Annotated in this window: 20 protein-coding genes; 8 read left to right on the top strand and 12 right to left on the bottom strand. The window is 69.6% G+C overall.

Annotated features, from left to right (window positions below; translation table 11 throughout):
- Positions 1-881: 881 nt before the first annotated feature.
- From E4P42_RS27360 to E4P42_RS04925, 3 genes are read left to right on the top strand one after another with little or no spacing between them, the layout of a single operon-like run.
- The gene (locus E4P42_RS27360) at positions 882-1,628 is read left to right on the top strand and encodes a hypothetical protein (protein WP_245233893.1); all 747 of its coding nucleotides are present in this window, start codon (positions 882-884) and stop codon (positions 1,626-1,628) included.
- On the top strand, positions 1,625-3,763 hold the full coding sequence (locus tag E4P42_RS04930) for an Rv1355c family protein (protein WP_245233892.1): 2,139 nt from the start codon (positions 1,625-1,627) through the stop codon (positions 3,761-3,763). The genes E4P42_RS27360 and E4P42_RS04930 overlap by 4 nt, the downstream gene beginning before the upstream one ends.
- A gap of 19 nt (positions 3,764-3,782) precedes the next feature.
- Complete coding sequence (locus E4P42_RS04925) at positions 3,783-5,609, top strand: bifunctional diguanylate cyclase/phosphodiesterase (RefSeq protein ID WP_135123626.1); 1,827 nt, start codon at positions 3,783-3,785, stop codon at positions 5,607-5,609.
- On the opposite strand, the gene E4P42_RS04920 is transcribed toward E4P42_RS04925, so the two are convergent.
- Entirely contained in the window at positions 5,556-6,440 is an 885-nt protein-coding gene (locus E4P42_RS04920) for an FAD-binding protein (protein ID WP_135123624.1), read from the bottom strand. The genes E4P42_RS04925 and E4P42_RS04920 overlap by 54 nt on opposite strands.
- A 473-nt stretch (positions 6,441-6,913) precedes the next feature.
- Between E4P42_RS04920 and E4P42_RS04915 the strand changes: the two genes are divergently transcribed.
- Both E4P42_RS04915 and E4P42_RS04910 read left to right on the top strand, forming a co-directional pair.
- The gene (locus E4P42_RS04915) at positions 6,914-7,591 is read left to right on the top strand and encodes a TetR/AcrR family transcriptional regulator (protein WP_135123622.1); all 678 of its coding nucleotides are present in this window, start codon (positions 6,914-6,916) and stop codon (positions 7,589-7,591) included.
- 40 nt (positions 7,592-7,631) lie between these two features.
- Positions 7,632-8,282, top strand: a complete 651-nt coding sequence (locus E4P42_RS04910; protein WP_135123620.1) for a ScbR family autoregulator-binding transcription factor — start codon at positions 7,632-7,634, stop codon at positions 8,280-8,282.
- Positions 8,283-8,289: 7 nt separating this feature from the next.
- On the opposite strand, the gene E4P42_RS04905 is transcribed toward E4P42_RS04910, so the two are convergent.
- A complete protein-coding gene (locus tag E4P42_RS04905) occupies positions 8,290-8,652 on the bottom strand; it encodes a PAS domain S-box protein (RefSeq protein ID WP_209305695.1) in 363 nt (120 codons plus the stop codon).
- A 150-nt stretch (positions 8,653-8,802) separates the two neighbouring features.
- On the opposite strand from E4P42_RS04905, the gene E4P42_RS04900 reads away from it, so the two are divergent.
- Positions 8,803-10,035: an acyl-CoA dehydrogenase family protein gene (locus tag E4P42_RS04900; protein WP_135123616.1), complete on the top strand. Its 1,233-nt coding sequence runs from the start codon at positions 8,803-8,805 to the stop codon at positions 10,033-10,035.
- Positions 10,036-11,178, top strand: a complete 1,143-nt coding sequence (locus tag E4P42_RS04895; protein ID WP_135123614.1) for an acyl-CoA dehydrogenase family protein — start codon at positions 10,036-10,038, stop codon at positions 11,176-11,178.
- Between the two features lies 1 nt (position 11,179).
- Here the strand turns inward: E4P42_RS04895 and E4P42_RS04890 are convergent, their stop codons facing one another.
- Complete coding sequence (locus E4P42_RS04890) at positions 11,180-11,839, bottom strand: nucleoside/nucleotide kinase family protein (RefSeq protein WP_245233891.1); 660 nt, start codon at positions 11,837-11,839, stop codon at positions 11,180-11,182.
- Positions 11,840-11,869: 30 nt separating this feature from the next.
- On the bottom strand, positions 11,870-12,904 hold the full coding sequence (locus tag E4P42_RS04885; RefSeq protein ID WP_135123611.1) for a hypothetical protein: 1,035 nt from the start codon (positions 12,902-12,904) through the stop codon (positions 11,870-11,872).
- Between the two features lie 165 nt (positions 12,905-13,069).
- On the opposite strand from E4P42_RS04885, the gene E4P42_RS04880 reads away from it, so the two are divergent.
- Complete coding sequence (locus tag E4P42_RS04880; protein ID WP_135123609.1) at positions 13,070-13,798, top strand: DUF2510 domain-containing protein; 729 nt, start codon at positions 13,070-13,072, stop codon at positions 13,796-13,798.
- A gap of 125 nt (positions 13,799-13,923) precedes the next feature.
- On the opposite strand, the gene E4P42_RS04875 is transcribed toward E4P42_RS04880, so the two are convergent.
- The 8 genes from E4P42_RS04875 to dctP form a co-directional block, all read right to left on the bottom strand.
- Positions 13,924-16,305: an excinuclease ABC subunit UvrA gene (locus E4P42_RS04875; RefSeq protein WP_135123599.1), complete on the bottom strand. Its 2,382-nt coding sequence runs from the start codon at positions 16,303-16,305 to the stop codon at positions 13,924-13,926.
- A gap of 5 nt (positions 16,306-16,310) precedes the next feature.
- Positions 16,311-16,721 carry a VOC family protein gene (locus tag E4P42_RS04870; protein WP_135123594.1) on the bottom strand — a complete coding sequence of 137 codons (411 nt, stop codon included), beginning with the start codon at positions 16,719-16,721 and terminating at the stop codon, positions 16,311-16,313.
- A 5-nt stretch (positions 16,722-16,726) separates the two neighbouring features.
- Entirely contained in the window at positions 16,727-17,167 is a 441-nt protein-coding gene (locus tag E4P42_RS04865; protein WP_135123592.1) for a helix-turn-helix transcriptional regulator, read from the bottom strand.
- Positions 17,168-17,226: 59 nt separating this feature from the next.
- Positions 17,227-17,445 carry a hypothetical protein gene (locus tag E4P42_RS04860; RefSeq protein WP_135123590.1) on the bottom strand — a complete coding sequence of 73 codons (219 nt, stop codon included), beginning with the start codon at positions 17,443-17,445 and terminating at the stop codon, positions 17,227-17,229.
- Between the two features lie 81 nt (positions 17,446-17,526).
- A complete protein-coding gene (locus E4P42_RS04855) occupies positions 17,527-18,180 on the bottom strand; it encodes an RraA family protein (RefSeq protein WP_135123588.1) in 654 nt (217 codons plus the stop codon).
- A 38-nt stretch (positions 18,181-18,218) separates the two neighbouring features.
- Positions 18,219-19,601, bottom strand: coding sequence for a TRAP transporter large permease (locus E4P42_RS04850; RefSeq protein WP_135123586.1), 1,383 nt, complete (start codon positions 19,599-19,601; stop codon positions 18,219-18,221).
- A complete protein-coding gene (locus E4P42_RS04845) occupies positions 19,598-20,116 on the bottom strand; it encodes a TRAP transporter small permease subunit (RefSeq protein WP_135123584.1) in 519 nt (172 codons plus the stop codon). The genes E4P42_RS04850 and E4P42_RS04845 overlap by 4 nt, the downstream gene beginning before the upstream one ends.
- Positions 20,113-21,213 carry a TRAP transporter substrate-binding protein DctP gene (gene dctP, locus E4P42_RS04840; protein ID WP_135123582.1) on the bottom strand — a complete coding sequence of 367 codons (1,101 nt, stop codon included), beginning with the start codon at positions 21,211-21,213 and terminating at the stop codon, positions 20,113-20,115. Before dctP ends, E4P42_RS04845 begins: the two co-directional genes overlap by 4 nt.

Raw genomic sequence — 21,213 nt, 5'->3', positions numbered from 1 at the left:
GCGTCGAATGCCACGGAAATGGTCGCGAGCAATCCTGCGATTCTGCATTACGCAACGACGCAGCGATTACTGACGGGACCGAAAATGACCGGTACCGGACAGCGCGTGAGATTCCCGGCGCATGGCGATTCGTCGATCCCCTGTCCGCCACAGCCGCACCGGCGCACGGAAGTCGGCGTGCCGCTCACCGCACACCCGTTTCACGACGACCCTCTGCGCGCATAGGCCGTCCCGCCGTTCCGCGCAACCGGCCGCCGGACTCCCTCCCCAGCTTCCAGCACAACGCCGTTTCGTGTGGCGAGCGGGCCTTGCTGGCAAAGCGCCGCGGCGCCGCGCGCGCCGGCAACGCCCGGCTCGGCCGGGGCACGCCGACGCGCCGCCCGCCCCAGACCGCCCGAGCCCTGTGGCCACCTCGCGCCCCGGCATCCGGTGACGCGTCGGCACCTCGGGCGCCCACGCCCGGCCGCATACTCCCGGCCCGTGGCGGACGGCGTCCCGGGCGGTCGGTGCCCCCCTTCGCGGAGCCCCGCACCACGCCCCGACACCGCGCTCATTCGGCAAACACGAGGGAAACCCGGCGCGAGGGCCGGCCGAGCCTTAAATCGGCCCGTCTGGATTTGACGAGTTCGCCAGATGGGTACTTTGCACAAACAACCAGCGGGGACCAACTCCGAGGCGATTGCCAACTTTGGCGACAGCTGCATAAACGCGCCTCTGCGGGGTATCCGGATCGCGCAACACTGGACAAGATTTTCTCGCTAGCTGGAATGCAACCCACTGTGAGCGGGATACTCAAGATCGCGGAATCGCAACACCGCGTGACGCGCACCCCGCTCAGCCGCGCCCTCCCCCGTGTGCGGCTGCCCGAAGGACGGACACTCATGACTGCTGCCCAGCTAGACACCTCGAGCCACGGCCTGCCGGTATTCGACCAGACCACCACCTGGTGGGATCCGGGAAGCGACTGCTCCATCGTGCTGGCGTCTCCCGCGTCCGAGCCCGAACTGTGGGCCGACTATGTTCGCGGAGCGCAGCTCAGCTATCAGAAGCACGGCGTGGAGCGCGCACTCGACATCACCGCGCGCCGCACCGACTCCACCGCGCTGTTCTGCGTCGGCCTCAACGATGCGGGCGCAGTCGTCGGCGGAGTGCGCGCCAAGGGGCCGTACACCGCTGTCGACGAGTGCCATGCGGTCGAGGAGTGGAACGGGCAGACCGGGTTGGACGCGGTCCGCAAAATGGTGGGCGACCGCCTCCCGTTCGGTGTGGTGGAAATCAAATCCGCATGGGTCACCGACCATCCCGAACAGAGCCGCGCACTCACCGACGTGTTGGCGCGATTCCCGCTCCATTCATTAGCTCTACTCGATTCTCAATTCGCGGTCGCCACCGCCGCGGCATATGTGCTGAACCGGTGGCTATCCTCGGGCGGCGTGCTGGCCGCCAAGATTCCCGCGACGCCTTATCCGGACGCGCGGTATCAGACCAAGATGATGTGGTGGGACCGGCGGACGTTCGCCAACCATGCCGACCCCAAGCAGCTTTCGACGATCTTCGCGGAGGCCCGCGTCATCGCCGCCCGGCAGGACGGGATGAGCGAACTCGCGTCCGCCGGTGCGACTCCGTGACGGCCCCCGACGGCACCGACCCGACCGCCCACCGGGCCATCGTCCTCGCCGAGGACGACGACCGCGACCGGGCGGAGCTGGCGCGGTTACGGGCCGACCCGCGGATCGACTTCGTCGACACCGCGCACCGGTTGCGTGCCGCACTATCAGGACTGTGCCCGCCCGCCGAGGCCGACGTGGTCGACGAAGAACCGCGGTGGGTGTACTTCCCGTGGCGCCGGACCGCGATCTCGGTGCTGGGACCGCGCGGGCACCGCCGGCTGCGGCTGGACCGTAACCGCAACCTGATCACGGCCCGGGAACAGGACCAACTCGGCCGGCTGCGGGTCGGGGTGATCGGGCTCAGCGTCGGGCACGCGGTCGCGCACACCCTGGCGGCGCAGGGGGTGTGCGGTGAACTGCGGCTGGCCGACTACGACGAACTCGAGTTGACCAATCTGAACCGGGTGCCGGCGAGCCTGCTCGACATCGGCGTCAACAAGGCCGTCGTGGCGGCCCGGCGGATCGCCGAGTTGGACCCGTACCTGCCGGTGCACGTGGTGCCCGACGGGGTGACCGCGGACGGCGTCGACGCCTTCCTCGACGGTCTGGACGTCGTCGTGGAGGAATGCGACTCGCTCGACGCGAAGGTGCTGGTGCGCGAACGTGCCCGCGCCCTTGGGCTTCCGGTGCTGATGGCCACGAGCGACCGCGGCCTGCTCGACGTCGAACGCTTCGACCTCGACCCCGCCCGTCCCCTGCTGCACGGCCTCCTCGGCGACATCGACGCCGCGACGCTGGCCGGTCTGAGCAGCCGGGACAAGGTCCCGTATGTGCTGCGGATCCTTGACGCCGGCGCACTGTCGCCACGGATGGCGGCCTCCCTGGTGGAGGTGGGCACCAGCCTGACGACGTGGCCGCAGCTCGCAGGTGAGGTCGCGCTCGGGGCGACCGCGGTGACCGAAGCGGTGCGCAGGATCGGCCTGGGCGAAGCGTTGCCGTCGGGGCGGGTGCGCATCGACACCGCCGCCGCACTGGACCGCGTGGATGATCCGCTGGCTTGGCCCGAACCGACCGACGACGGCGAGGCGCCGCCCACGGAGGCCGACGCCGGCGACGTCGTCGAACTCGTTGCGGCGGCGGCCGAGCGCGCGCCGTCCGGCGGCAACGCGCAACCCTGGCGCATCGACGTGCGCGACGGCGTCGTGCACGTGCGGCTGGCTCCGGAGGCGACCACCACGATGGACGTCGGCTTCCGCGGCAGCGCGGTGGCGTTGGGCGCGGCCGTCTACAACGCCCGTGTGGCCGCTGCGGCGCGACACCGCGCCGCCGAGGTGGTCATCGAGCGCGCCGACGAGGGCACACCGTTGCACGCGGCCATCCGGTTGGGACACGGCGGCGATCCGGCGCTGGCCCGGCACTATGGCGCGATGCTGCGCCGGGAGACCAACCGGCGGCACGGTTCGTCGACACCTCTGGGCGCGGACGCGGTGCAGGCGTTGCACGAGGCGGCTCGCACCGAGGGCGCCCGGCTGGCCCTGCTCACCGAGTCGTCTGACGTCGCCCGGGCCGCGGAGATCCTGGCGGCGGCCGACCGGATCCGCTATCTCACCCCACGGTTGCACGCCGAGATGTTCTCGGAACTGCGGTGGCCGGGCGATCCGGCGCCGGATTCCGGGATCGACGTGCGCAGCCTCGAACTGAGCCGGACCGATCTGGTGAAGCTCGACATCCTGCGCCGCCCGGAGGTGATGGCCAACCTGGCGCGCTGGGACGCCGGCACGGCGCTCGGCGAGGACACCTACGACCGCGTCACGGCCAGCGCCGCACTCGGCGTGGTGGTGATCGACGGCCAGACGCTGGCCGACTACGCCCGCGGCGGTTCGGCGATGGAGGCGGTGTGGATCGCAGCCGAGGAACACGGCGTGGCGGTGCAACCGGTCTCGCCGCCGTTTCTCTACGCCCATGACGACCGTGACCGGGTGGAGTTGTCGGGTTCGTACGCCTTGGAGCTCGAGCGGCTGCAATACACTTTCCGGACATTGACCGGCACCGCGTCACACGAGGGCCAGGCTCTGGTGTTGCGCTTCTCGATCGCACCGCGGCCATCGCTGCGGAGCAGGCGTCGGGTGCGCACCAACCCGGCGGCGGGCTGACGGAGGAACCGGAGGACGGGTGGCACCCAATCTCGAGCTCGTCGTCACGAACGTGGCGACGCAGCTGATGGCGGTCACCGCGGCCACCTCGGCCGAGGTGAGCCGGCGCGTACTCGCCGATCTGGCCACCTACTTCGGTGTGGACCTGGCATTCCTGCGCCATCACGATCAACGGCTGCGCTCTTCCGAGGTGGTCGCCGAGTGGCCCCCGCGGCCGCAGCACTCCCCGGAGGACCCGTTCCGGGTCGTGTACTTCGCCGACGCCGAGCCGCTGTTCGCGCAGACCGAGCACCTGGCCGAACCGCTGATCCTGCGCCCGCAGGCGCCGCAAGTGCCCGCGGGGCAGGCCGGCCCCACCACGCTCGCGGAGGTGCCGCTGCGTTCCGGAGACACCACCACCGGCATCCTCGGCCTCGTCGCCTACCGGCACCGCGAGTGGCCGCAGGCCGAAGTCAACGCCCTGCAGGCGATCGCATCGCTGTTCGCGCAGGTATTCGCCCGCATCGGCGCCGAGGAGCGGCTGCGCTTCCTGGCCGACCACGACGACCTCACCGGTCTGCACAACCGCCGCGCGCTGCTGTCGCACCTCGGCAACCGGCTGGCCGCGGGACGGCCGGGCCCGGTCGCGGTGCTGTTCTTCGACCTCGACCGGATCAAGGCGATCAACGACTACCTGGGCCACACCGCCGGGGACTGGTTCATCCGCATCCAGGCCGAACGGCTCGCGCAGGCACACGACGGCGAGATGTTCATCGCCCGGCTCGGTGGCGACGAGTTCGTCGTCGTGCCCTCGGCCCCGATGGCCGTGTCCGCCGCCGAGGCGCTGGCCTACCGGCTGCAGTCGATGCTGCACGAGCGCGTCTCGATCGACGGCGAGATGCTCACCCGCACGGTCAGCGTCGGCGTGGCGGTCGGCAGCCCGGGGATCGATGACACGTCGGATCTGCTCAGCCGGGCCGACCAGGCGGTGATGAGCGCCAAGAACGGCGGCGGCAACCACATCGCGGTGTTCTCCCACCGGATGTCGCTGGAAAGCCAGCTGCGCAACGACATCGAACTGCACCTGCAGAACGTCGTGGACAGCGGCGCCCTGCTGCTGCATTACCTGCCCGAAGTCGACATGCGCACGGGGGCGATCCTGGCGACCGAGGCGCTCGTGCGCTGGCAGCACCCGACGCGCGGCCTGCTGGCTCCCGACTCGTTCATCGGGGTGGCCGAATCCATCAATCTGGCAGGCGAATTGGGTCGCTGGGTGATGCGCACCGCGTGCGCGCAGTTCGCACGGTGGCGGGCGGCGGGGCTGGCCCGCGATGTCGTGATGCGAATCAACGTCTCGCCGGTGCAGCTGGTGACCGAGGGCTTCGTCGAGTCGGTCGAGGCGGTGATGCGCGACTTCGCGCTCGAGCGCGGCTCCATCTGTCTGGAGATCACCGAGAGTGTCGTCGTCCAGGACATCGAGACCACCCGGGTGACGCTCGCCGGGCTGAAGAACGCCGGTGTGAAAGTGGCGATCGACGACTTCGGCACCGGCTACAGCGTCCTGTCGCTGCTCAAGTCGCTGCCGGTGGACACATTGAAGATCGACCGGAGCTTCGTGCGAGACCTCGGGTGCAACCCCGGCGACCTCGCGATCATCCGCGCAATCGTCGCGCTGGCCGAGGCATTCGGCCTGGAGTTGGTGGCCGAAGGGGTGGAGACGGAGGTCGGCGCGATGACGCTGCTGCGCCACGGGTGTCACCGAGCCCAGGGCTTCCTGCTGTCGCGGCCCATTGCAGGTGAGGAGATGGAGCGGCTACTGGTTGCGCGGCGGGTGCCCGTTCACTTCTCGATAACGCCGGGTCTCTGACCGGCCCCGCCGCGCATCACGCAGCTGATGTGTCAGCACCCGCGTGGTGCCGGCGCAGGTGGCGCTGCGGGACGGCCCCGGCGGCGTGTTCGACAGCACCTCGACCCGGGCGAAGCGGCTGGCCGTCTGACGCACGAGCGCGACCTCGACCTCGTCGCCCGCGCGGAAGTCGCCACAGCCGTCGGTGATCGGCATGACGCCGGGGGCCAGCGTGACGCCGTGCCGGGCGCGGACCAGGCAGGGACCGGTCGAGGTGGCGAGCACCGCGCCGGCCACGACGCCGTCCTCGAATACGAGGCGTTGCAGTCGGGCGTCTGCGCGGACATCGATCCCCCGGCCGTGCGCCTCGTCGAACAGCCAGCCGACCAGGGGGTTCGTCCCGCCGGCCGGCGGGACCGCCATGGTGCCGATGAGTTTCGCCTCGACAGGTTCGTCATCGGCGGTGCGCATGGTCGTCGTCGCCCACCCGGCCACCCTGGTGTGCATCAGCCCGTAGGGCGACGTGAGGCACTGCACCACCCAGTTTCTCAGCCGGCCGCCGCGGAACGGCGGCACGGTACGGCTGCGCTGCTCGTCCGCCGACAGGTCACGTACCACTCGCACCGGCAGCTCGGCTTCCGGCAGGGGGTCGATGGACGCGAGCCCCTCACACAGTGAGGCGAAGTAGGCGTGGGTGTCGGTGTCGACCACCTCGTCGGCGAGCCAGCCGCCGTGGTGCGCGGGTGAGGAAGCCACCAGCACCTCGGCGTCGGCGTCGGCGGAGATCACCGCACTGGCCAGCGCCCCGATGACCCCGCCCACACTCAGGACGTCGACTTCCAGATCCCACATTGCGTTAAGTACCTCGCGATTGCTCAACGGCGACACGCCCGGCCGCCCGACGGAAAAGCGGGACGCTGCGGCGGCGTGACCGACAGCGCGGGGGAACTTCGTGGTGAAAGGTGACCGCGTGCTGCGAACCGACGAGGTGGGTGCCCTGGACCGAGACGATGTCGCGATCGCGAGGGGCTGCCGCGTGGATCCGGGTCGCCACGGCCTGTTCAGGGATTCGAGGGGGTTTGCCAGTACAGGCCGTGGCAACCGAATGAAGGTACCATCGGTCCGGGCGCGGGGAAAGCGCCGGCCGCCGTACCCACCGGGTGGGGACTTCCGCGCAGACGCCGGACGAGGCGCCGACGGTGGTAAGACCGGAAGTCATCACGCGCCGTACTTTACATACCTTTCGGATGTTACGCATCCCGATAGATGACCTAAGGTATTGACGATCGTGAAGTAATCGCGATCCACACCCCCGGGAGCGCGCAGTGGCCGAACAGGTCGATCGGAAAGCGGACGCCACACGGCGTCAGATCATCGAATCCGCCGCGGTGCAGTTCGCCGTGAAGCCGTACAGCCTGGTCAACCTCGATGACATCCTCGCCGACGCTGCGGTCACGAAGGGGGCGATGTACCACCACTTCCGGTCGAAGTACGCGTTGGCTTCCGAGATCGTCGACCAGTGGGTGGACCGCAGCGGCCGGGCGATCGCGGAGGTGGTCGCCCGTCGACACTCCGGGCTGGAGACGCTGGTCGACATCACATTCCTGGTGGCACTCGACGACATCGGCAATGCGACCGCGCGGGCCGGATTGAACCTCCTGGAATCGGTGGGCCGGACCGACGGCCTGCACAGCCGGGCGGTGGAGACCTGGGTGGCAGCGCTGTCGGTGATCACCCGCCAGGCCGTCGACGAAGGCGACCTCACCGGCGACGTGACGCCGGAGCAGACCGCCCGCACCCTGGTCGCCATCTACCTCGGCACCCGCCAGACCAGCTCGGTCGACGAGTGCACGAGCTACCTCGAGGGGTTACGCCAGGCCTGGACGCTGGTGCTGCCCGGCCTGGTCGACGCGGACCGGGTCGCGTATCTGTCCCGGTTCGTCAGCCGCCGCGCCGCCTTGGCCATCAAGAAAGCCAGCCCCCTACGCGCCGATACGCTGTGAGCATGCGCTGAAGAAAGCGGCGTGTTCTGGAGGTGGTCACGTGATTCGCCAGGCTCGCTCCGAGGCGACCCGACGCCGGATCATCGATGCCGCCGTCGACCTGTTCAGTGAAAAGGGTTATCCCGCCACCAGTTTGGGCGACATCATCGATCGCGCCGAGATGACCAAGGGCGCGCTCTACTACCACTTCGACTCCAAGGAGGCCCTCGCCGCGGTGATCATCGCCGAAGGCGGGGCCCGCCTGCGGGGCACCTTCGACACCATCGGCGATACGTCCTCCCCCGCGCTCGAGAGTGTCATCCACGGCACGTTCATGGTCGTGGACCAGATCGCCGCCGACCGGTTGGCCCGGGTGGGGATCTCCCTTCTGCGGGTGTTCGCCGGCTACAGCGAGGCGGCGCAGCGTACCTACCATGGCTGGCTCACCGCGATGGCCGACGATCTCGCCCGGGGTCAGTCCGAGGGCGACGTCCGCGACGACGTCGACATCGTCGCGGTCTCGGAGACTCTCGTCGGCGCCTTCATCGGCAGCGGCCTGCTCTCGGACGCCACCAGTGGCGGCACGGATCTGCGCGACCGGGTGGCCCGGCTGTTCCGGCTGGTGCTGCCCGCGATCGTGACCGACGAGTCGAAGGAGTACTTCGCGGAGTTCTTGGCCCGCGAGACCCGCCCGCGGCCACCGCAGGCCTGACGGCAGATCAGACCTCTTCGGACCAGAGCCGCTCGGTGAGGTCGAGGAACGTCGCCACCGCGACGGGGTCGTCGTCGCGCAGCAGCGCCGACTTGCTCATTCGCGCCCGCACGATGGAGCCGTCGCGGTGGGCGAGTTCGACGACGAGGTCGGCGTGTGCGTGCACCACTGACAGCGCCGACTCATCGGCGGGCACGGTGTGGAAGAGCTGGCGAAAGCGCATGGTCGCGACGTCTGCCTGGCGGTGTCCGACCATGTCGGCGAACGCCTCGTTGGCGAACAGGATCGCGCCGTCGTCGGCGATCGCCAGCACCGGAACCGGAAAACGCTCCAGCAGCACCAGGGCCGGCATCTGCCGCAGAAGTGTCATCGGCGATCGATCGCCCTGGCCCTCGCGTCGCCGCTCCACGGGTTCATTATCGCGGCCGGGAACGGTCCGTTACAGACAACGGCCCCCGCGGCATCACTTGACTAACTAGGTTTACTCTGTGTGCACACAGACCGTAGACGGGAGTGACCCATGGATCTGACGTGGTCGGATCGCGATCTCGCGTTCCGCGACGAGGTGCGCGGCTTCCTCGCCGAGAAGCTGACGCCCGACATCCAGCGCGCCGGGCGCCTGATGACCAGCGTGTACGCCGATCACGAGGCGAGCATGGCCTGGCAGGCGATCCTGCACGAGCGCGGCTGGGCGGCGCCCGCATGGCCGGTGGAGTACGGCGGGTGCGACTGGAGCCTCACCCAGCACTACATCTTCAGCCGCGAGTCCACGCTGGCGGGTGCACCGTCGTTGTCCCCCATGGGCATCCGGATGGTGGCGCACGCGATCATCAAGTTCGGCACACCGGAGCAGAAGGACTTCTTCCTGCCGCGCATCCTCACCGGCGAGGTGTTCTTCTGCCAGGGCTACTCCGAGCCGGAAGCCGGCTCCGACCTGGCGGCCCTGACCATGGCGGCGGTCGACGACGGCGACGACCTCGTCTGCACGGGCAGCAAGATCTGGACCACCCATGCCACCGAGGCGAATTGGATGTTCGCACTGGTGCGCACCTCCCGCACCGGAAAGAAGCAGCAGGGCATCACGTTCCTGCTGATCGACATGGCGAGTGCGGGCATCGAGATCCGGCCCCTGGTCATGACGTCCGGCGAGGAGGTGCAGAACCAGGTCTTCTTCGACGAGGTGCGGGTGCCGAAGGCCAACGTCATCGGCGAGATCGACGACGGCTGGACGGTGGCGAAGTACCTGCTGGAGTTCGAACGAGGGGGCGGCGCCGCGGCACCTGCCCTGCAGGTGCTCGCCGAGGAGATCGCCACCGTCGCCACCGAACAGCCGGGCCCCGACGGCGGCCGCCTGATCGACGACGCCGCGTTCGCACACCGGCTGGCCGATGCGCGGATCCGCACGGATGTGCTGGAGATCCTCGAGTACCGCGTGCTGGCCGCGGTGGCGGCGGGCAGAAATCCCGGGTCGGCGTCGTCGATGCTCAAGGTGCTCGGCACCGAACTCAGCCAGACCCTGACCGAGCTCGCCATGGCCGCCGCGGGCCCGCGCGGCCGGGTGTACCAACCACACGCCACCTGTCCGGGCGGCCCGGTCGCCGAATTCGAGCCTCCGGCCGACGGTTACGTCAGCGGACAACCATGGCAGGCGGTGGCTCCCCTGCGTTACTTCAACGATCGCGCCGGATCGATCTACGCCGGCAGCAACGAGATCCAGCGCAACATTCTGGCCAAAGCGGCATTGGGGCTGTAGATGGACTTTTCACTCACCAAGGAACAGGAACTCCTGCGCGACGGGCTGACGAGGTTCCTGTCGACCCGATACGACCTGGAGAAGAGCCGCTCGGCGGCCAAGACGGGTGCGGGTTGGCAGCCCGACATCTGGCGGGGCTTCGCCGACGAGCTCGGCATCCTCGGCGCGACGCTGCCCGAAGAGGCCGGCGGTATGGGCGGCGGTCCGGTGGAGGCCATGGTGATCGCCGAGACGCTCGGTCACGCACTGGTCGTGGAGCCGTTCGTCGACACCGTGGTGGTGGCGGGCGGGCTGCTGCACCGGGCCGGCGGCGCCGCGGCCGCGACGGTGCTGGAGAAGATCACCGAGGGGACCGCGCTCGCCGCGCTCGCCGCCACCGAGACCGACGCCGGGGACAGCTGGCGCCACGTATCCACCACCGCCGAACGCGACGGCGACGGCTGGGTGCTACGCGGGGAGAAGATCGTGGTCGCTTCCGCGCCGCTGGCCGGCTACCTCGTGGTGAGCGCGCGCACATCCGGCGACCGGGCCGACGCCGAGGGCATCTCGCTCTTCCTCGTCGACGCCGGTTCGGAGGCAACGGAACTGGTGATACACCCGTACCGCACCGTCGACGACCGCCGCGCCGCCGACATCACCTTCGACGGGCTCCGGGTGCCCGGGGACGCCCTGCTCGGCGCCGAGGGGCAGGCGTGGCCGTCGCTCGCTCGCGCCCGCGACGAGGGTGCGGCCGCGGTGTGCGCCGAGGCGGTCGGCGCCATGCGCCGGGTCCTCACCGACACCGTCGAGTACTGCAAGCAACGTCACCAGTTCGGCACTCCGATCGGCAGCTTCCAGGCGCTGCAGCACCGCATGGTCGACATGCACATGGAGCTCGAACAGTCGGTCGCCGCAACGTATCTGGCTGTGCTGCACCTCGACGACGGCGACGACGAGCGGGCCCGGGCGGTGTCCGCGGCCAAGGCCACGATCGGCCGCGCCGCGCGCTTCATCGGCCAGAACGCGGTTCAACTGCACGGCGGCATGGGCATGACCGAAGAGCTGGCGATCGGCCACTACTTCAAACGGCTCACCGCGCTGCAGTACGAGTTCGGGGCGACCGACCACCACGTCGCCCGCTACGCGCGCCTCACCCGGCCCTGAGTCAGCCCGGCGACGCGATCATCAGCACGCGGTCGCAGCGGTCGCGGGTCGCGGCGATCCGCTCGGCGTTCGCCTCGTCGACCGCTCCGACCCAGTGACGCGCCTGCGCTTCGTCCCGCCCTCCGGCGGTGTGCCGCGCCACCAGGCGCGCGTGGCGGACCGACCGGTCGGAGTCGAGGTAGTACAGCCGGTCCAGCAGGGGACGCACGTCGTCCCACAGCGCCAGGTAATTGCCCTCGGTGATCACCACGTCGGCCACCGCGGGCACCACCCGGCCGGCGGCCACCGGCTCCTCGATGCTGCGGTCGAAATCCGGCACGTACACGTCCCGCCGGCGGTGGGCGGGCGCCAGCCGGGACAGCGTCGCGACGTACCCGTCAACGTCGAAGGTGTCGGGCGCACCCTTGCGGTCGCGGCGGCCGAGGCGTTCCAACTGGACTGTCGCCAGGTGAAATCCGTCCATCGGCACGTAGCTCGCGGCGACGTCCCCCAGGGCGTCCACCAGATGCTCGGCGAAGGTCGACTTACCCGTGCCCGGCGGTCCGGTCAACCCGACGAGCACGCGACCCGACCGGCCCGCGCGCAACCGCCGCGTCTCCGCGGCCACCGCGGCGAGCGCGTCCTCGAAGGTCAGCGGTAGCGCATCGCCGGTGGGGCCCACACCCCGCGACTATAGGCCGCACCCGCTGGGTCAGCGCCGGCCCTCGTAGCCGCCGCCGTACGGATACTGTTGCCCGCCGGACGGTCCCGGCTGCTGTCCGCCGTACGGATCGGAGTATCCGGGGCTGGTCCCCGGCGGGGAGTACGGCGCGGTGGGCGGGCCGGACTGCGGATAGCCACCGCCCTGGGGGTAGCCGCCCTGCTGGCCACCGCCCTGCGTATAGCCACCCTGCTGACCGCCCTGGCCGTAGCCACCCTGCTGACCACCGCCCTGGCCGTAACCGCCCTGGGGGTAGCCGCCCTGCTGGGTACCGCCCTGGCCGTAGCCGCTCGAGGTGGCGGCGGCCGGGATCGCGGTGGTGGCGTCGGCGGTGCGGGCACGTTCGCTGTCGCGGTCGGCGAGCTTGGCCCGGATGGTGCGGCCCTCGTCCTCGGCCCTGGTGAGGTAGTCCTCCCAGCGCTGCTGCATCGGCTTGATCAGGCCGCCGCCGACACCCACCACCAGGATGCCGCCGATGGTGCCGAGAATGGCGACCAGTACCGGCAGCGTCACGGTCAGGGCGATGCCGACCTGGTTGAGCGCGGCGATGATGCCGAGGCCGAGGATGAAGACACTGGCGATGTTGGCCAGCAACCTGCCGTAGGACAGCCCGCTCAGCGCGTTCGACACGATGTCGCGCACCGCGGCCGCGATCGCGGCCGCCACGACGACGATGATCACCGCGACGAACAGTCTGGGCAGGAAGCCGATCACCCCGGAGAGCAACGCGCTGATCGGGTTGGGACCGAACACCCCGAACGCCATCTGCAGGACGAACAGCAGCAGCGCGTAGTAGACGATCTTGCTGACGATCGTCGAGGCGTCATAGTTGCTTCTGGCCAGCGCCTTGCGCACACCGCCCCGCTCCACGGCGCGGTCGAACCCGACCCTCTCCAGGATTTTGTCGACGGCCTTGGCGATCAATTTCGCGACGATCCAGCCGATGATCAGGATGACGAGGAACGCGACGAACTTCGGGGCGAAGTTGGCCACCGATCTCCACATGTCTCTGAGGGCGTCTTCCATGGTGTCCACTCCCGTTGGGTCGGGGCTCCCCGCAGCCGGTACTCGTTGTGGTGTTTGCGCGGTACCCAGCCACCCACCCAATAAACAACATCGTCAATTGCCGAAGCCCCCGCCGACCTGCCCGGTCCTCCCGGATCGTTGCGTTCGCCACTACGCTCGGTGCCCATGGGCGCACCATCGCCGTCTCCCGGGTGGTATCCCGACCCGACCGGCGCACCGGGACGCCGCTTCTTCGACGGCCAGACGTGGACCGACCACCGCAGCGCGCAACCCGAGCCGTCGCCCCCGCCGCCTGCAGCGCACGAATCGCACGGGTATGGGAAACCGCTCGCCATCGCGGCCGCCGTCGCTCTCTTGGGCGTGGTGCTGGTCGCATTGGTCGTCGGCAGGGGCGGCGACGACGGACCGGACCGGCTCGCGGCGCCGACGCGCGAGTCGGTGGCCTCCACGCCGACGGTGCTCCAGGAGGGCTGGGGCGCCCGGCCACCGACACGGGCCGCGATCGAGGCGATGCGGGAGTGGGCGGTGGCGTCGTCAGGCACCCTCGACACGGTCACCGAGGTGACCTTCCAGGTGCGTCCCCGGGTGGAGGAGGCGATGGCCGCCGCCGACGTCGCCGACATCACGTTCTACTGCCGCCAGATGGTCGCGCCCATCACCGTCGAGATGTCGGCGATCGTGAACACGCCCGATCCCGATCTGACCCGCGCGCTGCAATCGGTCGTCGCCAGCGCCCGAGACGTGGAGCAGCAGTGTGCGGCGCTACCGGACCCGCCGGATGAGGCATCCCTGGAAGCGCTGCACGCGGCGTTCGGCAGCGTCGCGTCGAGCCTCGAAGAGATGTCCGGCATCGTCGATCGCGACGCCGCCATCCTCGAGCGCGCCGGCCGGTAGGCGCCGCACCTCCAGCGAGCCGTTGCCAGGATCGCAGGATCCGACAGAATTCGCGTCTATGAGGTTCTGCGTCAGCTTCGGCGCGTAAGCCTCGAACGTTGCTGGGAGCCTGGAGCCGACTGTATTCAGTCGTCGAGGTAAACGGCGAGGTGGCGGGCCGTCAGCGTGGATCCCCGTGCCACCAGGTCGGCGGGCGTGCCCTCGAAGACGACGCGGCCACCGTCGTGGCCTGCGCCGGGGCCCAGATCGATGATCCAGTCGGCGTGTGCCATCACCGCTTGATGGTGTTCGATGACGACAACCGACTTCCCGGCATCCACCAGCCGGTCGAGCATTGCGAGCAGCTGCGCCACGTCGGCCAGGTGCAGACCTGAGGTCGGCTCGTCCAGGACGTAGATGTCCTTTCTGTCGGCACCGGTCTCGCTGAGCCGCGTCGCCAGCTTGAGCCGCTGACGCTCACCGCCCGACAGCGTGGTGAGCGGCTGACCGAGGGTCAGGTACCCCAGGCCGACGTCGGCCAGGCGGTCGAGGATCTTGTGCGCCGCCGGGGTGCGGGCGTCGCCGTCACCGAAGAACGTCAGCGCCTCTGACACCGGCATCGCGAGAACGTCGGCAATGTGCCTGCCGCCGAGCGTGTATTCGAGAACCGACGCCTGGAATCGACGGCCCTCGCACTCCTCGCACGGAGATTCGACGGTCGCCATCACGCCCAGCTCGGTGTAGATGACGCCGGCGCCCTTGCAGGCCGGGCAGGCGCCCTCGGAGTTCGCACTGAACAGGGCCGGTTTGACCCCGTTGGCCTTGGCGAACGCCTTGCGGATCGGGTCGAGCAGCCCGGTGTAGGTGGCCGGATTACTGCGCCGGGACCCGCGGATGGGTGCCTGGTCGATCGCCGCCACCTCGTCGCGCCCGGCCACCGAGCCGTCGATCAGCGAACTCTTACCCGACCCGGCGACACCGGTCAGCACCACGAGCACACCGAGCGGGATGTCGACGTCGACGTCGCGCAGGTTGTTGGTGGCGGCGCCACGGATCGGGAGTGTGCCGGTGGGTGTGCGAACAGTCCGCTTGAGCGCGGCGCGGTCGTCGAGGTGACGTCCGGTGAGCGTGCCGCTGGACCGCAGCGCGTCCACGCTGCCCTCGAACACCACCTCGCCGCCCGCGCTGCCGGCGCCGGGCCCGAGGTCGACGACGTGGTCGGCGATCGCGATGGTCTCGGGTTTGTGCTCGACCACGAGCACGGTGTTGCCCTTGTCGCGCAGCCGCAGCAGCAGGCCGTTCATCCGTTCGATGTCGTGCGGGTGCAGCCCGATGGTGGGTTCGTCGAAGACGTAGGTGACATCGGTCAGCGAGGATCCGAGGTGGCGGATCATCTTCGTCCGCTGCGCTTCTCCGCCGGACAGCGTCCCGGCGGGCCGGTCCAGCGAGAGGTAGCCGAGCCCGATCGCGACGAACGAGTCGAGCAGGTGCCCCAGCCCTGACAGCAGCGGGCCGACGCCGGGCTCGTCGAGCCCGCGGATCCAGTCCGCGAGGTCGCTGATCTGCATTGCGCAGACGTCGGCGATGCTCGCGCCCTTGATCTTCGACGACCGGGCCAGCGCGGTGAGCCGGGTGCCGTCGCACTCGGGGCAGACGGTGAAGGTCACTGCCCGCTCGACGAACGCGCGGAGGTGGGGCTGCATGGCGTCGACGTCCTTGGACAGGTACGACTTCTGGATCGTCGGGATCAGCCCGGCGTAGGTGAGGTTGACCCCGTCGACCTTGATCTTCGTCGGCTCCTTGTGGAGCAGGTCGTCGAGCTCCCTGTCGGTGTACTCGCGGATCGGCTTGTCGGGGTCGAAATAGCCGCAGCCGCGGTAGATCCGGCCGTACCAGCCGTCCATGCTGTAGCCGGGGATGGTGAGCGCGTTCTCGTTCAACGACTTCGACGCGTCGTAGAGCGCGGTCAGGTCGATGTCGGACACCGAGCCGCGGCCCTCGCAGCGCGGGCACATGCCGCCGGTGATGCAGAAGTCCCGGCGCTCCTTGACGGTCTTGCCGCCCTTCTCGAAGGTGACCGCCCCGGCGCCGCTGATCGAGGCGACGTTGAACGAGAACGCCTGAGGCGACCCGATGTGCGGGGTCCCGATGCGGCTGAACAGGATTCGCAACATCGCGTTGGCGTCGGTGGCCGTACCCACCGTGGAGCGCGGGTTGGCACCCATGCGTTCCTGGTCGACGATGATCGCGGTGGTCAAGCCCTCGAGCAGGTCCACGTCCGGCCGCGACATGCTCGGCATGAAACCCTGCACGAACGCGCTGTAGGTCTCGTTGATCAGCCGCTGCGATTCGGCGGCGATGGTGCCGAACACCAGCGAGCTCTTGCCCGACCCGGAGACGCCGGTGAACACCGTCAGCCGGCGTTTGGGCAGTTCGACGCTGACGCCTGTGAGGTTGTTCTCGCGGGCGCCGACCACCCGGATCACGTCATGGCTGTCGGCTACGTGGGAGGTGGCGGTCGTCGTCATCGTCGTCAGCGTCGCTCCTGGATACGGATCATGGTGCCGGCGGGATCACGCACGGCGCAGTCGCGCACACCGTACGGCTGATCGGTGGGTTCCTGGACGATCTCGGCGTCGCGGGCCTGCAGCCGCTCGAAGGTGGCGTCGAGGTCCCTGGTGGCCAGGACCACCATGGCGTAGGTGCCCTTGGCCATCATCTCGGCGATGGTGCGGCGCTCGTCGTCGGTGGTGCCGGGGTCGACCGCGGGAGGATGCAGAACGATGGCGGTATCGGGCTGGTTGGGCGGCCCCACGGTGATCCACCGCATCGTGCCGCCGCCCACGTCGAGGCGGACCTCGAAGCCGAGGACGTCGCGGTAGAAGGCCAGCGACTGCTCCGGGTCGTCGTGCGGCAGGAACGTGTTGTGAATGGTGATGTCCATGGCGCTCACCGTAAGTGGTGCGTGAGTGCCGCCGCTTCTCGATTCCTGACCGGTCTGGTGACCACCTTGGTGACGCACGACGGCGGCTCGCCGTCGGCGCCGAACGGCCTGCGCCGGTAGGCGCTGGGTGACATGCCGACCAGTTCGGTGAAGCGGGTGCTGAACGTGCCCAGAGACGAACAGCCCACGGTGAAGCAGACTTCGGTGACGGTGAGGTCGCCCCGGCGCAGCAACGCCATGGCCCGTTCGATGCGTCGCGTCATCAGGTAGCTGTACGGCGATTCGCCGTAGGCGAGTTTGAACTGGCGGCTCAGGTGACCGGCCGACATCCCGACCGCGCGGGCCAGCGCCTCGACGTTCAGCGGCTGGGCGTGGTCGCGGTCGATGCGGTCGCGCACCCGGCGCAGCCGCCTCAGGTCGTCGAGTCGCCGCTCATCGGGAGCCACCCGCGCAGCCTACGTCGGGTGCTCGTGGAAGTGCGCGAACCTCTCGTGTCCGCGGCGTGCTACCGCGGCGGCCAGTGCTCGATGATGCGTCCCTCGCAGCGCAATTGCACGGCGGTGTGGGGACGGTTCTCGGTCGCCCGCAGCCGGTCGGCGTAGATCTGGCGGGCGTCGGCCTCGTCGGCGCCGTCGATGGTGGTGGCCTGCAGTTCCTCGTCCGACGGTTTCGTGATGCCCGGATCGGTCGGCTCGATCACCACGACGTCCCACTTCGTTGTCATGTGGTCCAGTGTCCGTGACACGGTGGGCCGGCCTGTCATCGGGCCGGCCCACCGCTTGTCGTTCGGAGTTTCGGTCGCCGATCAGCGCTTCGGTGCGTGGGCGATGGCGCCGGAGAACTCCGCGATCGATCCGCCCGCCGCGATCTTCTCGCGCGCCGGCGCCTCGGCCTCTTCCTTCCCGCGGAGCAGGGCGCCGAGGCCGACGGCCTCCTCGGGCGTGAGGAATGCGACGCCGTCGGAGTCGCCGAACACCACATCGCCGGGCCGCACGACGGCGCCGCCGATGGTGACCGGCACGTTGATCGCCCCCTCGATGCCGCCGATCCGGGTGGTCAGCGGGCTGTAACCGCGGGAGAACACCGGGAAGTCGTAGGCCTGGGTCTCGTCGTGGTCGTTGATGGCGCCGTCGATCACCGCACCGGCAGCGCCGCGCGCCTTGGCGGAGAACGACACCAGGCCCCCGAAGCAGGACCGGCTGTGGTCACCGGACTGATCGACCACCAGCACGTCGCCTGGACGAAGGTGGTCGACCGCCAGGTGCACCGCGGTCGAATCCAGGTGCGGGATGCGGACGGTCACCGCCGTGCCGAGCACCCGGATCGGGCGCCGGTTGGGCACCAGCCCGAGCGCGAACCCGTGGTCCCGCAGATGGCCGAGGGTCGACACGCACACGTCCTGCAGCTCCGCCAGGAGCGCCGGGTCGACCTGGGTGGGCATGTCGTTCATCTGGAACATTCGCTCAAAGCCTCTCTGTCAAAGGGAGATTCGGTCGGTCACTGCGTGCCCGACATGGAGGGGAGGAAGGTGACGATCGCGGGGAAGGCGATGAGCAGCGCCACCACCACGAGGTCGGCCACGATGAACGGGACGATGCCGCGGAACACCCGGTCCAATCCGGCCTCCCGCACCGCACCCGAGTAGACGAACGCGTTCATCCCGACGGGTGGGGTGATCAGTGCCATCTCGGCGACCTTCACGATCAGCACACCCAGCCAGATTCCGTCGAAGCCGTAGCTGGACAGGATCGGGTGCAGCAGCGGCGCGGCGATCAGGATCATCGAGATGCCGTCGAGGAACATGCCCATCGGCAGCAGGATGGCCAGGCACAGCACCAGCACCAGGTACGGCGGCAGATCGGCTCCGGTCACCGCGCTCACCAGCGATGTGCTCGCCCCGCTGAGCGCCAGCACGTAGGTGAACACCCCGGCGCCGGCCATCAGCAGGAAGGTCATCGCGGTCAGACCGATCGTCTCCCGGAGCGATTCGCCGATCTCGCGGAGCCAGGCCGGCGGCCGGGTGCGGACCATCAGGATGACCAGTGCGGCAAGCGCACCGAACGACGCCGCCTCGGTCGGGGTCGCCACCCCGAGGTAGATCGTGCCGATGGACACGGCGAAGATCACCGCCAGGTAGAGGAAGCCGGTGATGTCCAGGCGGGTCGGTGCCTCGGGTTCCCCGTCGACGGTCGCGACGCCGCCCGAGCCGCCCACCTCTCGATCGGTGCCCGACGCCCCGGCACCGACGAGCGCGGGTTCGCGTCGCCGCTGGCGGGCGACCAGCGCCACGATGGTGACCGCGTACACCGCGATGGTGAGCAGCCCCGGCCCGATCCCGGCGATCAGGAGCTGGCCGATGCTCTCCTCGGTGACCACGCCGTAGAGGACCAGGACGATCGAGGGTGGGATGAGCACGCCGAGCGTGCCACCGGCGCAGACCACACCGGCGGCGAGCCGGATGTTGTAGCCGGCGCGCAGGATCGCGTCGGTCGAGACCCGCGCCATCGTGGCCACCGTCGCCACGCTCGACCCGGTGACCGCGGCGAACAGCCCCGACCCGGCCAGCGATGCCAGGGCGGCGCCGCCGGGAAGCCGCCGCAACGCCGCCGAGGCCAGGTCGAAGCCGGCCTGGGCGAGGCCCGCCCGGACCGCGAAGATCCCCATCGCGATGAACAGCGGGATGATCGTCAACGAGTAGTCGGCGGCGGTGGAGAAGGGCTGATTGGCCACGGTGCTGGTCGCCGCGCCGGTTCCGCGCAGCAGCAGGACGCCGGCGAACGCCGAGATCATCAACGCGAACGCCACGTGGAGCCGGATCGCCAGCAGGGCGAAGAACAGCACGAGGACGACGATCAGGACGATGCCGGTGGTGGCGGTCATCGGTGGGCTCCGTTCTGCTCGGCGCGCAGAGCAGCCACGGTCAGCAGCTCCTTCCAGATGGCCACCACGAAGAAGGCGACGAAGGACACCAGCAGCACCAGCTTCGCCGGCCACGTGGGCAGTCGGAGAATGGTGTTGGTGGTCTCGCCGCGGGTGGCCGCGCTGGCGAGGACTTCGGTCAGGCCCCACACCAGCAGCACACCGAGACCGAGCAGCAGAAGCGCGCGGATGGCGGAGAACACCGCCCGGGTCCGCACACCGAACCGGCTCTCGAACAGCTCGACCGCCACATGCCGGCCCTCGACCTCCGCGGACGCGAGGCCGAGGAAGGCGATCGCCACCAGCAGCATGGTGGCGATGTCGACGGTGCCCAGGATCGACCGGTCGCGGGCGGTGCGGCTGACCACGTCGGCGACGGTCAACAGGATGACCCCAAGCAGCAGGACCCCCGCCACGATGCTCAGCACCCGTAGGGTGAGCGTCACCGGCCGGGGGAACGTGATGTTCTCGGTCACAGCTCCTCCCCCTTCAAGCAGTCGTAGAACGGATCGGCGTAACTCGAGCCGGCGGTTTCCTCGCGGATGATCCGGCGGTAGTCCGCCAGCACGCTCGCGGCGTCGTATCCGCGCTCGGCGTACCGGTCGACCCACTGTTCGGCGATTCCGGCCCGCTCCTTCCACGCCTCGACGTCCCCGGCCGGCATCGTCGACATCTGCGTGCCGCTCGCGCGCAGGTCGCTGCATGCCTGCGCGCCCAGCCTGTCCATCTCCTCCAGGCCGTTGGAGATGGCGTTGCCGGACGCCGCCGCGATCGCGTCCTGGAACTCCTGCGGCATCGACTCCAACAGCTCGGCGTTGATCACCACGATCGAGGACGAGTAGGCGCCGATGCCGGGGTCGACCAGGTACGGCGTGGTCGTCGACAGCCCGAAGGTGGGCAGGTTCGCGATGGCCAGCGCGGTGTACCCGGCGATGACACCCCGCTCCATCGATTCGTAGATGTCGGTGGCCGTCATCGCGACGGGGTTCGCATCCACCGCCACCAGTGCTTCGGAGGTGAGGCCGCCGGACCGGATGCTGCGGCCGGCGAGGTCACGCGGCGTGGCGGCGGGCTGCTCGAGCCCCACCAGGTTGATCCCGAGCGGCAAGGGGAACAGCAGGTGCACGCCCTGACGCTCGAAGTCGTCGCGGTAGGTCGTGTTCTCCTCGTAGAGCCGTTCAATGGCCGTCATCTGCACTTCGGGATTGTTGGTCTCGAAGGGCAGTTCGATGACGGTGAACATCGACAGGTCCGATGCGGCGTAGATCGAGCCGACCTGCGCGAGGTCCGCCCGGCCGTCCAGCGTCGCCTGCACGGACTCGCCGGCGTCGACGAGGCTCTGAGAGTAGTGGAACTGCACCCGCACTCCCCCTTCGGTGCGATCCTCGACCTCCTCCGCCCACCGCTGCATGGTGCGCGACTGGTCCGAGGTGGGCGACGAGTAGGTCGTGTAGTGCAGCACGTACTCGCCGTCGCGCACGGCGCAGGACGACAGGGCGATGGCGCTCACCGCGACCGCGGCGACCGCGGCGGCGCGGCGCAGCCGCCTCCGCAGCTGGGCACCCGACCTCAT

Source organism: Mycobacterium sp. PS03-16 (assembly GCF_004570325.1).
Classification (GTDB): Bacteria; Actinomycetota; Actinomycetes; order Mycobacteriales; family Mycobacteriaceae; genus Mycobacterium.
The sequence above is the reverse complement of the archived record's forward strand: the minus strand, read 5'-3'. Positions and strand labels throughout refer to the sequence as shown.